Source organism: Fibrobacterota bacterium (assembly GCA_019509785.1).
Classification (GTDB): Bacteria; Fibrobacterota; Fibrobacteria; order UBA11236; family UBA11236; genus Chersky-265.
This window is the reverse complement of the sequence record JAEKLQ010000037.1, coordinates 54,057-68,699: the sequence shown is the minus strand read 5'-3', so window position 1 is coordinate 68,699 and position 14,643 is coordinate 54,057. Positions and strand designations below refer to the sequence as shown.

At 57.7% G+C, this 14,643-nt stretch carries 11 protein-coding genes; 3 read left to right on the top strand and 8 right to left on the bottom strand.

Annotated features, from left to right (window positions below):
• From JF616_10520 to JF616_10500, 5 genes are all read right to left on the bottom strand, one after another.
• Positions 1-212 (bottom strand): biopolymer transporter ExbD (locus JF616_10520; protein MBW8888177.1); only part of this gene is annotated, 212 nt, incomplete at its 3' end.
• A gap of 55 nt (positions 213-267) precedes the next feature.
• Entirely contained in the window at positions 268-879 is a 612-nt protein-coding gene (locus JF616_10515; protein ID MBW8888176.1) for a MotA/TolQ/ExbB proton channel family protein, read from the bottom strand.
• 323 nt (positions 880-1,202) lie between these two features.
• A complete protein-coding gene (locus JF616_10510; GenBank protein ID MBW8888175.1) occupies positions 1,203-4,976 on the bottom strand; it encodes a tetratricopeptide repeat protein in 3,774 nt (1,257 codons plus the stop codon).
• Positions 4,977-5,035: 59 nt separating this feature from the next.
• Positions 5,036-7,285: a tetratricopeptide repeat protein gene (locus JF616_10505; protein MBW8888174.1), complete on the bottom strand. Its 2,250-nt coding sequence runs from the start codon at positions 7,283-7,285 to the stop codon at positions 5,036-5,038.
• Complete coding sequence (locus JF616_10500) at positions 7,282-8,763, bottom strand: OmpA family protein (GenBank protein ID MBW8888173.1); 1,482 nt, start codon at positions 8,761-8,763, stop codon at positions 7,282-7,284. Before JF616_10500 ends, JF616_10505 begins: the two co-directional genes overlap by 4 nt.
• Positions 8,764-9,069: 306 nt before the next feature.
• Here JF616_10500 and JF616_10495 point away from each other — a divergent pair, with 306 nt between their 5' ends.
• The 3 genes from JF616_10495 to JF616_10485 are packed head-to-tail and all read left to right on the top strand — an operon-like array spanning position 9,070 to position 12,449.
• A complete protein-coding gene (locus JF616_10495) occupies positions 9,070-10,638 on the top strand; it encodes a peptide ABC transporter substrate-binding protein (GenBank protein ID MBW8888172.1) in 1,569 nt (522 codons plus the stop codon).
• A gap of 1 nt (position 10,639) precedes the next feature.
• Entirely contained in the window at positions 10,640-11,560 is a 921-nt protein-coding gene (locus JF616_10490) for an ABC transporter permease (protein ID MBW8888171.1), read from the top strand.
• A 7-nt stretch (positions 11,561-11,567) separates the two neighbouring features.
• Entirely contained in the window at positions 11,568-12,449 is an 882-nt protein-coding gene (locus tag JF616_10485; GenBank protein ID MBW8888170.1) for an ABC transporter permease, read from the top strand.
• Between the two features lie 165 nt (positions 12,450-12,614).
• Here JF616_10485 and JF616_10480 read toward each other — a convergent pair whose 3' ends face one another.
• From JF616_10480 to JF616_10470, 3 genes are all read right to left on the bottom strand, one after another.
• Positions 12,615-12,800 carry a hypothetical protein gene (locus tag JF616_10480; GenBank protein MBW8888169.1) on the bottom strand — a complete coding sequence of 62 codons (186 nt, stop codon included), beginning with the start codon at positions 12,798-12,800 and terminating at the stop codon, positions 12,615-12,617.
• 104 nt (positions 12,801-12,904) lie between these two features.
• Positions 12,905-13,747 (bottom strand): hypothetical protein, encoded by an 843-nt coding sequence (locus JF616_10475; protein ID MBW8888168.1) that lies wholly within the window; start codon positions 13,745-13,747, stop codon positions 12,905-12,907.
• A gap of 43 nt (positions 13,748-13,790) precedes the next feature.
• Positions 13,791-14,642: a hypothetical protein gene (locus JF616_10470; GenBank protein ID MBW8888167.1), complete on the bottom strand. Its 852-nt coding sequence runs from the start codon at positions 14,640-14,642 to the stop codon at positions 13,791-13,793.
• Between the last annotated feature and the right edge of the window lies 1 nt (position 14,643).

Genomic DNA, 14,643 nt, shown 5'->3' with positions numbered 1-14,643 from the left:
ACGACCACGGTCAAGTTCAGCAGACCCTCATCCGGGGGCGGCGTGTTTTCGACCTGGTTCATGCTCCGTTCGGGCAACCATAGTTCGAGAACGCCGAGCTTCTCGAATTGGGCCATGGAGATAACGGTCACGACCAGGATCGAGAACAGGTTCATGACCGGGATAAGGTCGAGTTCCTTGTTCTTGTGCTTCTTGGTTCTTGCTTTTTTCATTGCCGTACCTTTTTAAGAGGGAGGGAGCCCGGGAACCGGGCTCCGACGCTTACTCTTAGAGGAGGTTCATTACCTTTACGGCCTTTTCTTCCATCTCTTCCTGCAGACGTTCGGACTGCATGGAGAGCAGGCCGTGGAGCAACAGGATCGGGATGGCGGTGGCGAGGCCGGTCCAGGTGTTCACCATAACGATGGAGATACCGTTGGCCAAGGCCTGGGGGCGCTGGGCGGCGGGCAAGTTAGCCACGGCGTCGAAGGCCAGAATCAGGCCGAAGATGGTGCCGAGCAGTCCGCAAAGCATCGCGATGTTCGCGAAGGCGGGCAACAGGTTCAGGTAGCGATTGATGCGGGGGGCTTCGGTCAAGTAGACCTCATCCACGGCCTTCTCGATGGCGGCCGAACCCTTGGCCTTGTTCTGGAGCACGGCGGAGATGATCTTGGCCAGGGGGAAATTCTGGCTGGCGGCCAGATGGCCGGCTTCGGCGACGCGGCCGGTCTGCAAGAGCTGGGCGATGTTGCGCATGAAATTGGCGCGGCCCGCGGAGGACTTCACGTAGATGTAGTAGAACCGCTCGGCGATGATGGCCAGGGAGATGATCCCCAAGCACATGATCACCGACATGTAAAATTTGCCCTCGCCTTGAAAGCCCTTCAAAATCAGTTCCATTTTAATGTCCTCTCTATAACAAATGGGTTAAGGGTTTTTAAGCCTTTTCTGGTATCCGCCGGTTCAGCGTCGACTGACTCTGCAGGATTCTTGTTTCAAAAAGCCCGACTGGCCTTTTGCGTCCGCGTTAAAGATATACTCGACCTTTTCTTCTCGCTGGACATTTTTCCGCCTTTTTTCAAGGCTAAATCTCAAAAAACTTTCGGTCGCAACGCTCCCGGGGTGGGTTGGAATCCACCCGAAGAGAGCCTTCAATTGGTGGCGACCCGTGCCCGGCGGGTTCAGGCAAAAGGCCCTGGAAAGGGCCTTGCCATCCGATTGGTTTACTTGCTGTCCTGACGGCTATCGCTGACCGGAGCTTCGCCGCCCTGGCCGCCCAATTCCTGGTTCATCTCGCCGATCTCGCGCTTGGCCTCGGTTTCCATCTGGAGCAGGAGTTCGATTTTTTGATCTTCCGAGAGCGAAGAGTTCTCGTAGATCTTTTCGATCCGCTTCATATTGGCGTCGTACTTGGTGTCCTTGAAATCGGCGGCAACGGGGGCGGCGCTGGCGGCCGAAGTGTCCGCCTTGGCCGCGCTGGCGACAGGGGCTTGCGCGGGAGCCGATGCCTTCGGACGTTCCGTAGGCGTGGCGTTCAGCTCGGCCGCATCCGGAGACAAGTCCTTCAAGCGCGAGACAATCTTCTGGCGAGCCTCGTTCTCCACGTGGTAGTTCTGGGCCGCCAGCAGGCCTTCCTTGTAGTTGGCGACCGCCTTCTCCTTGGTTTCATCCGAAGCTTGCTTCAGCTGATCGCGCTCCTCTTTGCCCGCCTTCTTGGGAAGCGGAACCTGGAGGAACAGCTTGCTCAGATTCTCGAGGGCTTGACCCTTGAAGGCATATGCTTGCATGAAGCGGGCGCCCGAAGAATCGATCCAGGGACTCTCGATGCCCTGGTTGTTGGCGATCTCGAGATTCTTCTTGTACAACTCGATGGCCTTCTCCAGATAACCGGGGATGCCGGCATTGCTCTCGATCTTGGCCTTGATGCGATCGTCCCCGGATAGCCCGGCGGCGCGCTCGTTATCCGAGATCTCGGCGATGGTGTAGAAAAGGTCGCCCATGCGCAGGGTGGAACGCAATGCCCATTCTTCTTCGGCCATCTCCACGCTCTTGGCGTAGAACTGGATGGCGGGGATCAGGTGCTTCTGCATCTCCGATACGCGCTGCGCGTTCTGGCCCTTGGTACCGTCCAAGCGGACCTTCTTGATCTTCTTGAAGTAGATGTCGCCGGCGCGATAAGCAGCTTCCGCCGCGATGGCGGGCGGGATCATCGCCTTCTCGCCGTCCTTCTTCTGGATGGCGATGGCCTTGCCGAAATGGTCCAAAGCCTTCTGTTCGTTACCCAAGTTCTCGTAGTTCTTGCCGGCCCCTAAGTGGGCGCGGATCAACTTGTTCTTGTCGTTCTCGTACTGGCGGACGAAGTCCTCGTAGGCAGAGGCCGCCTTGGCGTAATCGCCGCGCTTTTCGAGCAAGAGCGGAACCGAGAAGATGGCTTCGATGGCGTACTGGCTCTTGGGGAACTTCTCGCCGATGAGCTTGTAGACGGCGACGGCGTCGCCATACTCCTTGTTGTTTTCGTAGAGCTGCCCGGCGTTGTACAGGTAGGACGGCGTTTTCACGTGGTTCGGGTACAAGCGGTAGGACGACTCATAGGTCTGCCCCGCCTTGTGGGCTTCCCCGGCCTTTTCATACCCGTCGGCGGCCCATGCGATGGATTGGATCGCCAACGAATCGTCCGGGTAGTTCTTCTGGATGAGCAAGAAGGTTTCCGCGGCATCGCGGAACTTCTTCTTGGCCATATACATCGAGGCGCCCTTCAAGATCGACTTGATGCGCAAATCGGACTTGGGGTACTCCGAATGGATACGGAGCAGGGTGCGCACCGCATCCTCGGTACGTCCGGCCGAGTCGAAGTTGACACCGGCTTCGAAGAGGGCCTTGTCGGCGATATCAACGTCACGGAAATCACGGGCCAACTGGACGTACTTCTGCGCGGCGGCATTGTGATCGCCGGCCTTGGCCTTGGTATCGGCCTGCTTGAATTCGGTCGAGGCCAAAGCCTTCTTGATTTCGGCGCACTGCTTATCGGACGGGCAGACCTTATTCTTCAAGAGGGTGAACTGGCGTTCCGCCTGGTCGTATTGGCCATCCTCCAGGAGGGACTGGGCCAAGGCGCGGCGGATCAAGACCGTATGCTCGTGGTTCGGGAATTGATCGGCCAGTTTGGACAAGCTCGTGATCGCTTCCTTATACTGCTTGGCTTCGTAGTCCACGAAGGCGGCATTGTAAGCCAGCTCGGGAGCCGAATTCGACTTGCCGTACTGGGCCATGTATTTCTCCACGGCGGCGAAATAATCCTTGGTCTCCTGGGCGTTATAGGCGGCGGCCTTGTCGCCCTTCAGGCGATCCAGCGCTTGCTTGCGATTCTCATCCATCATGAGAACGGTGTTGTAGGCCGCATCGGCCTTCGTCACGATGTCCTTCTTTTCGGAGGGCAGCTTGCCCATCTTATCGGTATTGGCCGTGGCGCACCAATCCCATTCCTTCGCCGAGGCCTTGTAGTCCTTCAGTTTGTTATAGAGCACGGCCAGATTCTGGTGGACCTGGTAGACGTCCCAGGACATTTCGCTATAGCGATCGAGGTACTTGCGGTAGTTCTCTTCGGCTTTACGGAGCATGTCCGGATCGCCTTTGCCCTCATCGCCCTTCTGATGGTAATAGACGGGGATGTGGTACATCGCCAGCTTCACGGCCTTCTTGGCTTGCTCGACGGCTTCGGTATTCCCCGAATTCTTGCGCATCCATTCGGATCCGTCATCATAACGCTTTACGAGTTCGAAACGCGCTTGCTGCGCTTCTTCGGCTTTCTTCTGAATCACGAGAACGTCGACGATATCCAAATCCGCGGTGGGCGCTTTCGGATAAGCGGGATCCTTTTCCAGCAGGAACTTGAATGCCTTTACCGATTCATCGAGCCGATCATGGGCCTGGTTCTTGACGCCGATCTCGTAGTAAATGTCCTTTTCCCACTTGGGATTGCCCTTGGAGCTAAGGAACTTCTCTGCTACCTCGAAACCATTGTCCATATCCGCCCAGCTGGCGGCCATGAAAGAAAGGGCCTCATCGCGCAAATCCGCCTTGAGCTTGCCGGCATCCGCGCGGACCACGTATTCGTAGTACCACTTCGCGGCGTTCTCGAAATCGGCGAGGTTATAGTAAGCCTCGGCGCGATGATACAGGGCCAAGCCCGCTTCGTTGCCTGGATAATCGAGCGGCACCTTTTCGTATTGCTCGATGGCCTTCTGGTATTTGCGCTTCAGCAGCCAATACTCGCCGAGACGGAGGCGGGCCTGGATGTTGAGAGGATGGTCCGGAAAGCGGGTCACCAGCAAATTCAGGTACTCATAGGCGCGGTCCTCGTTGCCGAGCATGTCGGCGATGAAGGCGGCGCGCACAAGGGCTTCCGGAACCTTGCTGTGGTTGGGGTATTCCTTGAGGAACCGTTCGAAGTAACGGATGGAGCCCTTATGATCGCGGCGGGGCTGGACAGGTTCCGGGCCGCGCTTATCATGGTCTTCCCACTTGGCGTCGTCCTTCTCGTACTTTTCCTGCTTTAGGAGGAAGCTGTCTTCTTCGTTCTGGTAGGTCAGGTTAGCGACCTGGAACAGAGCCGAAGCGCAGCGATCGGTCTTCTCAGTACAGCTGTTGACGTAGTCCTGGAATTCATGGATGCTGGCCTCGCGGCCGGCGATCCGATTGGAGAAGTCCGCGTTGTTTTCCTGGCTGGGTTTGGAATTACGGCTCTGCTCCTTGGCGAGATCGTCCTTATAGGACTCCAAATCCGTCTTGTACTTGTCGACTTTCTTCTGGCGCTTGGCCAGGCAGTCTTCCTTGTCAGAGCCATCCATGCCGTCGCACTTGGCCTGCATCTGGTCCAATTCCATTTTCCGCTTCTTCAAGTCGGCGAGCCTGGAATCGGCGGCGTGGGACTGTACCGCAAAGCAGAGCCCGAAGGCGCCAGCCAGCGCCAAACGGAAGAACAGGTTCGATTTAGTCACGACATTCTCCATTGTTAACCTCACCTAATGGGCCCGCGAAAGGGGCCCAAAGGCTCTCGCTATTTCACGTCCAGATTTTCGATATCCTGCTTGGAAGGCGGGGCCTTCTCGCCGGCGCCGGCCTTGATGTTGATCACCGTGGCCTTGGTGAACTTCGCATCCTTGATGATGCGATCCTTATTCGCGAGGAACTTCTCGATCTGCTCGGTCTCGCGCAAGAACTCCAGGTAATCCTCGATTTTCTTATGGATGTCATCGAACTTCGGGCGCAATTGCTCACGCTTTTCCATCACGCGCGGGGTCGGAAGCTGGTTGGACAGCAAGAGGGCTTCCTTCTGGACGGAAGCGAACTCCTGGCTGTTCATCATGTTGTCTTCCTTCTTCTTCTGGATATCCGCCACGGCCACGGCCTTCTTTTCGGCCAAGTCGATGGCGTTGTCGAATTCCTTGATGGACTTATCGTAATCCTTGTCGAAGTAGGCGCAGTAACCCAGCAGCAGGTGGGCTTCCGGCACCAGCAGGCTCTTCGGGGTCTTGGATACGATATCGTTGGCGTACCCGGCGGCTTCCTTCGGGCGCTGGACCTTGATGAAGGACCAGGCCAAACCGAGCAAGGCCTCGTCATACTTGGAGCTGGAGGGCGAAACCGAACCGTAGAACTCGGCGGCTTTCACGAGCGCGGGTGGTTCCTTGCCGAAGTTGATGTGGCCCAGCTTCACGGCGGTGACTTCCTTCATTTCCTGTTCGGAAGAGTTGGAAGGCTTGGTTTCCATGATGTCCTGGAACGCGGCCTCCGCCTCCTTGTACTTCTTCAGGTTGACGTAGGCCATACCCAAGGTGAAGCGGGCGTAGACGTAATTGGCGTTACCGGGCAAGATGGGAGACAACAGGGAGATAGCCCCGTAGTAATCCTTCTGGATGAAGCGCATTTGGCCCATCACGTAGTCGGCATCGGACTTGACGTCCGACTCCGGATAGAGATTGACGATCTGCTGGTAACGCTTGGTGGCCTCGTCGAACTTGCCTTCCTTATAGTCGATATTCATCAACTGGAACATGTACTTGGGCCGTTGATCCGAGTCGGTGTAGCGCTTGAGGGCGTCGTTGTACACGTCCCGCGCGGCCTGATGCATGCGCAAGTTCTCGAAGGATTTACCCTTATAGAACGCAGCCTGATCGACCAAGTGGAAGGACGGATATTTGGTGATGACCTTGCCGAAGGCATAGGAGGCGAGCAGGAACTTGCGGGCCAGGTACAGGCGCATGGCTTCGCGATAGGCATCTTCGGGTTCGATTTTCAGGCGGCGATAACGCGCTTCGCCGATGCGCTCTTCGCGCGTCGGGCCTACGCGGGTGATGGCCTTGAAGTTCCAGACGAAGCCGCGGCCCTCGTCCTCATGCCCGGTGAGGGTCTGCAGACGATCGTGGGACATGTCGAGATCCAATTGCAGGTAGCGGAACAAGTTCACGCGCTTCACGTTGACCGTGGCGCCGAAAACCGGATACCCGAGCTTGGTCAGCTTCATCTTCAATCCCAACAAAGGGCTCAGATAATAAGTGGCCCGCTGCGTATATACGAACTCGTTTCCGCCCGGCCCTTCGGCCGCATCATGGCTGATGTCGATAAGGCTACCCGAGCCGGCCAATTCCAGCCGGTTGTTAAACCCGCGCCAGAAGTAGGAGAGATTCAGGTTGCGGGGGATCTTATAATCGCCGGCATTGTCCGGCAGCTTCACCAGGGGCTGGAGCACGTTCTGTACGGAAACGCCCAATTGGAGATGGCCGTAACGGGAAGTGCTGAACGGGTTGTAGCTCAGGCCGAGATCACCGCCGTACCCGAAGCTCTTCACCGCGTTGAAGGCGTTGAACTGGATCATGGTGAAGTTCGCGCCTACGGCCACCTTATTGGAGATGCCGTTGGGGCTGAAGAAACCCAGCCTGTAGGCATACCCGACGCTATAAGCGTTCTCGAGATACACGGCGTTGGTCCCATCGATGGGAGAACCGTTCTCGAACACCGAGACCCCGACCGAATGGTTGTAGTCGAAAGGATGGACGGCGCTGATGAATTCCTGCCCGGCCTTCCCCGAAATGGTCTGGAAGAGGCCAACCGCCACTTCAATCTGATCATTCTCGGCGATGGACGCCGGGTTCACGTACATGGCGGTGTTATCGCCGAACTCCGAGAACCAATCGTTCTGCTGGTAGGCGTGGGGCTTATACGTGATCTGGCCGAAGGAAAACGCGGTCGCGGCCAGGGTCGTAAGGAATGCGGTTTTGTAGTTCACTGCGGCCACTCCCTTGTTCATTTCTTAATCCGGTAGAATTCGATGCGGCGATTGGTGCTACGGCCGGCAGCGGTCTTATTGTCAGCCTTGGGGCGCGAAGAGCCGTAGCCCTTCGCTACCAAGCGGCTGGATTCGACGCCGCGGTTGACCAAGTACTCGCGCACCGTGTTGGCGCGGTCCAGGGACAGCTTGATGTTGATCTTGTCGCTCGCCGTATTGTCCGTGTGTCCCGCGATTTCATACCGGCGATCCGGGTACTTCGCAAGTTGCTCGTACACCTCGTCGAGGTGGGAGTAGGAGTCTTCGGTGAGTTCGGCGCTGCCGGTGCGGAAGTTCACGCCTTCCAGGATGAAGTTGTCTTCGAGCTTGGCCGGGGCCTTGTAGGGGCAGCCGTTGTGGGCCGCGTCTCCGGCGACGTCAGGGCAATTGTCGCGCACGTCCGGCACGCCGTCCTTATCGTTATCCGGATCCGGGCATCCGTCCGCATCCTCGAAGCCGTCCTTGTCTTCGGGCTCGTTGGGGCATTTGTCCTTGGCGTCCGGGATTCCATCGTTATCGTTGTCGTAGTCCGGACAGCCGTCCTCATCCTGGAATCCGTCCATGTCCTCGGCCAGATCCGGGCACACGTCCCTGGAATCCGGGATCCCGTCGTTATCCCGATCACCATCCACATTGACCACTTGGTCTTTGGCCAAGAGGCCGATATCCACTTGCCCATAACCGCGACGGACCATGGGGGACTTGGCCGCCACGAAATAGTTCGCGTCGGTGCCCAGGCTGGGATTCAGGTAAAGCGGGTCATGGGAGATGTTGGTCTTATTGATCTTGGTATAGCGATTGAACGGGATGACGTTCTTGTAAATGTTGTTGTAGACGATCTGGGACTGGCCCGAGGCCGGATCCGAATAGATCCCGTATTCGCGGTTTTCCTGGACGATGTTGTTGCGCACCACGATGCGGCAAGGACCCTTCAAGGTGAAGCCCGAATAGCCGTTGCGCATCACCACGTTGTTCTCGATGCGCGTATCCAGCGACTTGGCGCCCCAGGCAAGGATGCCCGACCAGCGGTTCCCGTAGATCACGTTGTTGTAGATCTGCGGCAAGGAGATGAAGGCGCCGATGCCGGCGCCCTGATTGTCGAGGATCCAGTTGTGGTGGATGTACGGGGAGGAGTTCTCGCAGAGGATCCCGTCTATACCATTAGTAATGGTGAAGTTCTGGATCTCCGAGCCGGTAACCGCGTAGATCGTGGGACCCTTGCGCATGCCGTCGATGATGCACTCAAGCTGGCTGGTGCCTTTAAGGACGACGCCCTGCACGAGGGTGACATTCTCATAGTAGTGGCCTGGAGAGACGAGCACCGTGTCGCCGTAGTCGGCGCTGGTTAGGCCTCCGTTGATGTTCGGGAAGTCCCCCGGTACCCGAATGGTTTTGGCATCCAAGGAGCCAAGACCAAGGAAACTGCCGCACACCAGTGCCGCGTACAAATTTCTTTGCATATGGATATGTCCCTATTTGGTTCCTAAAGTGGCACACGCACGGCAGGAAAATTGCCCGCGGTCTTCTTCGTCCCGCATCAAGTTATCCTCAAGACCCGGACAAGTCAATCCGATTTTAATAAATTTGGGCGGTTCGCCGGCTAAAACGGCAAGCGAAACGCACTGAAGATCCCCGCAAGGATCAGGACGATCGAGACGCAAAAGACGATTCTTCTTCCTGACAAAAGCCGATGGAAATCCCTGGTTGCCGGCGCTCAAAAGACAGTCCGGTGCGCCGGCCGAACCACTTCCGGAAAGATAGGCAAAATGCACAAGTCCGCACGCGCTTTTTTCATGATTCCGGCGATCTTCCTCATCGCCTGCCATAGCGGCTCGGGGAAAGGCCCTCGCCCGCTGGCCATCGCCAACGGCGCCGAGCCCGCGACCCTCGATCCGCATGCGATGACAGGGGCTCCGGAAATCCGGGTAGCCGGCACTCTCTTCGAAGGCCTGGTCGTGCGCGGCCTCAAGGATCATCAAGTCCGGCCCGGCGCCGCGAAGTCATGGGAAGTCTCCCCCGATGGGAAAGGCTATACCTTCCACCTGCGTTCCGGGGCGAAATGGTCGGATGGTTCGCCGCTCACGGCGCGGGACTTCCTCAAGTCCTGGCGGCGCTTCGCGAACCCGGCCACGGGTAGCGAATACATCACCCTGATGAAGATCATCCGCAATGCGGACGCGGTTCGCGAGAAGAAGCTGCCTCCCGATTCCCTCGGCATCGCCGCCCCGGACGATACGACCTTCACGGTGCAATTGCTCTTCCCTGTCGGCTTCTTCCTGGATCTGTGCGCTTTCGAGCCATTCTCGGCGGTTCCGGTGGATACCATCGCGAAGTATCAGGATAAATGGACCCTGCCCGGTCATCTGGTGGGAAGCGGCCCCTTCCGCCTGGTCGCATGGAAACACAACGTGGAAGTGCTCGCGGAGAAGAATCCCAATTACTGGGATGCCGCCAACGTAAAACAAGCGGCCCTGGCCTTCAATCCGGTCGAGGATCAGCAAACCGCCTGGAACATGTTCCAGAACGGCGAGGTCGATTGGCTCTTCAGCGTGCCCCCGAGCAAGTTGGAAACCGCCAAGAAGCTGCCGGAATTCTTCAATGAGCCCATGTTCGGTACCTATTACTACCTCATAAACTGCAAGAACCCCGGATACGACAACGCCGATTTGCGCAAGGCCCTCTCCTATGCCATCGATCGGAAGGTCGTCGTCGATCGCATCCTGAAGGGAGTGGTGCGCCCGGCCACGGGATTCGTCCCCCCTACCCCGGGCTACACCGGCGTAGGATTGGACCTTTATGATCCCGCCAAGGCGAAGGAGTTCCTGATCAAGGCGGGATTCGGCCCGGGAAAGCCGCCGCCCAACCTTCAGATCCTTTATAATACCGCGAAGGCCCATCGCGACATCGCCCAGGTGATCAGCCGGATGTGGAAGGAAAACTTGGGGCTGGACGCCGAGTTGGTGAATTACGAATGGAAGGTCTACCTGGAAAACACCAAGAACCTGGACTATCGCTCCACCGCCCGAGCCTCCTGGATCGGGGATTTCGCCGATCCCATTTCCTTCCTCGAGCTCTACACGACCTCGGACGGGAACAACCGCGCGGGTTTCAGCGATCCGGCCTACGACAAAACGGTGAAGGAAAGCTGGACCTTGGCCGATCCGGACAAGCGCATGGCCAAACTGAAAGAGGCTGAAGCCATTTTGATGGATCGCATGCCGGTCATCCCTATCTATTATTACAGCCTGCAGGAAATGCGTAGCCCCAAGTTGCAGAACGCCATTCTCAACCCCCTCGGGCAGTATTGCTGGAAAGACATCTACCTGGCGCCATGAGATGACCTTCAGCCCGGCCTATCTGCGCCGTATCGGCGTGCGCGTATTGTTGAATGCGCTCACCCTGATCATCATCATCAGCCTTTCTTACGCGATCATGAAGGCCGCCCCGGGCAAGCCTTTCCAAACCGAGCGCAACCCCTCCCCCGAAGTGCTGGCCGAGCTTCACCGCAAGTACGACTTCACCTATTGGCAATACCTACAAGGCATCCTCTTCCACGGGGATTTCCGCTATTCCTATTCCCACCGCAATTCGACCGTTCTGGAAATCCTCGGCGAAGCCCTTCCGGTATCGCTGGAATTGGGGGCCTGCGCGCTCCTGATCGCGGTGGCCGCGGGATTGGCCGCCGGCCTACTCTCGGCGTTGTTCCGGGGCCGCTGGTTCGAAGGCCTGGTGCTTTCCTTCGCCATGCTCGGCATCGCCATTCCCAGCTTCGTGCTCGGATCCCTGCTGCAATTGCTCTTCTCCTTGCATTGGCGCGTCACCCCCGTGGCGGGATGGTCCGGTTGGGACAGCAAGATCCTTCCCATCATTACGCTGAGCTTCGCCTACATCGCTTATATCACCCGCATCGCCCGCGGCAGCTTCATGGAGAACCTCAACAAGGATTACATCCGTACGGCAAGGGCCAAAGGCCTGCCGGAAGGACGCGTGTTATGGAAGCACCTTCTACGCAATAGCATATTGCCGGTGATCAACTATCTGGCTCCCGCCGCCGCATATATCCTTACCGGCACCCTGGTGGTGGAACGCATCTTCAACATTCCCGGCATGGGCCGCTACTTCGTCGAATCGGTCTTCCAACGGGATTTCCCCCTCGCGCTCGGTGTGATCATCATCTATTCGTTGTTCCTGCTCTTCCTCAACCTGCTCGCCGACATCGTGCTCACCCTCATCGATCCGCGCATCCGCCTGCAATGAGGAACCCATGACCGCGACAGCTTCCCCGATTTCCGTCCCGCGCCCGATCAAAGGGCCTTCGCCCGGGGCCTTGGCCCTTGGCAAGCTGCTGAAGGACAAGCGCGCGGTCGGCGCATCCATCGCTTTGGCTCTGCTCACCCTGGCCGTCTTCATCGGCCCATCGTTTCTACCCCATTACGAAAAGCAGGTCCTGGCGATGCAACTCGCCGCCCCTACTTGGGCCCATCCCATGGGAACCGATCATCTGGGTCGTGATCTTCTGGCCCGGGTCCTCAAAGGCGGCCAGTTGTCCCTGGCCATCGGCATCCTGGGAACCCTGGTCAGCATCGTATTCGGCACCTTCTACGGTTGCGTCTCGGGATTTTTCAATGAAAAACTCGACCTGTTCATGATGCGGATCGTGGATATCCTCTATTCCCTGCCCTACATGTTCCTCGTCATCATCCTGATTTTCCAATTCGGGAAGAACATCTACGTGCTCTTCGTGGCCCTGGGGTTGGTGCAATGGCTGACGGTGGCTCGCATCGTGCGCGGCCAGGTGCTGGCCTTGAAGAACGAGGAGTTCATACTGGCCGCGCGCACCCTGGGAGTCGGCAATCTGCGCATCATCGTGCGCCACATCATCCCCAACGTGCTCGGAGTCGTGATAGTTTACGCTACCTTGACCGTGCCCTCGGTTATCCTGCAAGAGGCGTTCTTAAGCTTTCTGGGCCTGAGCGTCTCGTCCTGCACCTGGGGGGTGCTCATCGCGGATGGGAAGGATTATATGGACACGGCTTGGTGGGTCCTGCTATTTCCCGGCCTGACCTTGACGATCTGCCTTCTCTGCATGAATTTCCTGGGGGACAGCTTGCGGGATGCTCTCGATCCAACCGCTAAAGCCGATTAATCCGATTTTCGGTTCTTTCCCGCGAAATAAGGCGAGACATGCGATCACGGCCCAATCCCCGGGTCGCGAAGAATTTTGAACAAAAAAAACCCGGAAACCCTTGGGGGCCACCGGATTTAAAGAAGTCGTCCTGACTCGAAAGGGGACTAGGAAGAGGAAGAAGCCTTAGCTCGGCTTATCTTCGGTCTTCTTGACGGTCTGAATGGTCACGCGGATTTCCTGGGACAGACGCTTGATGTTCTGCAGGATTTTCCGCGCTCTCGTTCCCGCGGATTTATTGCCGCGCTCGAATTTCTCGTATTCTTCCTTGAGTAATCCGATTTCGTTTTCCAAGGCTTGGATGGTGCTCATGGGACGACCTCCGATGCTGAAAGTGGCGTAAATTGCCCTTCGATCCTGTAAATTGCAACAAAAAGGGGCAAATGTCAATTCGAATTCCGATTTTTTGACGAAATTCAAGGGTCATGCCAAAAAACCTGCATTTTTCGCATTTTTTCAGCATATTCCTGGCCTAAATCGGAATCATAGCAACCCGAAATTCCCAATATTCCGTCCGAAAATGCCCTGAGAATCATGGGCCGCCCGAATTCATCTTCCCCCTGGTAGCGCTTTTCCAGGGTGAAATCGGCCGCCCGGCCGGGCGCGGAGAATTTCCAAGGATTCATCCAGCCAGCCAAGGAGGCCGCATCGCGAGCCGAGGCGCGGAAGGCAATGGCCGTGTCCCCATGGCAGGGATATCCGACCGAGAAGACCGGACCGCTCCAGGGCCCGCCTAGGAAATCCTTCATGGAAATCCGCTCGCTGCCCGGAATTCGGCCCAGCAGGGGGAAGGCTTTGAATTGCTCCGGAAACAGGATGGCAGGTTCATCGGCGGCGGCCAGCCGTTCCCGGAATTCCTCTGGATATAATTCGCCCGCCGAGGAATCCGTCAATCCCACGTAGGCGGCATGGATGAAGGCCCACCGGGATCCGATCCGAACGCATCCCTCTTGCGGCCGGGTTTGTAAGGCTAAGCCCTCCCATGCGACGAAGGCCCGGACCGGATCCCGGTACTGGCGCAATTCCATCCGGAATGGCGTAGTCGCTCCCGGGAATTCCAAACGTTGAATGCGGATGCAGGCCGAGGGATTGCCGGTATCGGACGGGACCGAGTCCAGGATTAGCCCGGCTTGCCGGCCGCACCAGGTCAGTCTTTGCGATAAGGGCTTGGGAGCGGCGGCGGGTTGGGGCCACAGGCATCCCGCCAATATCGGGAGTACGGAAAGCGCGCACAGGCGTAATGCCAAGGAATGGATCATGGATGACCGCAATGTCCTTTCGGCGTTTGTAGCAACCTTCACCTCAAAACTCCTCACGGCCAGGGCAGAGCGGCGCCAGCGGGCATCGTATGCATCCTCCCAAAGCCTCGCGGCACTCCCATTGCGGCGGCGTTCGTTTCGGATCCGCAGCCTTGAGGTAGGCATCGAGAGGGACATAGACGGACCAGGGCGCTTGCGGAGAGAGCAACCTGAAGAACCGGTTCAGATAGTCGAGCTTCTCCTCAGGACCGCGCCAGGGAACCGATTGGCGCTCTTTCAAGGGGCCGAACTCGCGCAAGAAGCGAATGTGGCCCGTCGTGATCGGGAGCAAGGTTTTTTCCGTCCAGAAGGATTCGGCGTGAGCATCGGGCAATTGGGTGAGCAGCCAAATGAAATAGCGCGCCTTGGATTTGAAAAGGGAAGTCTTCCCCATCAGGAAGATCTCTTCGCAAAGGATGCGGACGCATTCTTCGCCGTCCCCCACGCTCCGGACCCATGCCACGGGGCTCCCGTGCCGGAAGAAAAAATCGCACACGCTGCGGAGGATACCCGGGGCTTGTTTGCGGATGGCCCAGTTCCCCAAGCCGCGTTGGCCTTCGATGCGCTCTTGCAACTCTTCGAAGTTGAGCTTGTTCAGTCTCAGGAAATCGATCCCGTATTCGCGCCAGAGGCGCGCCAGCAGGGCCATGAGCGCGGCCTCGGAAATCCCCTGGTACAATGCGCAGAAGCTGAGCAGCATTGCCGCGCCCCGATCCGATCCGGGGCTGAATGGGAATTGCGCCTTCGTTCCCCCTTCGAACCAAGCGAAGGGCGACGGCGCGCGGCCTTGGAAGCCTTCTACGTAAGCGCGAAGATTCGAGAGATGGGCTTGGTTGCGCTCGACCCAGTTGGCCAAC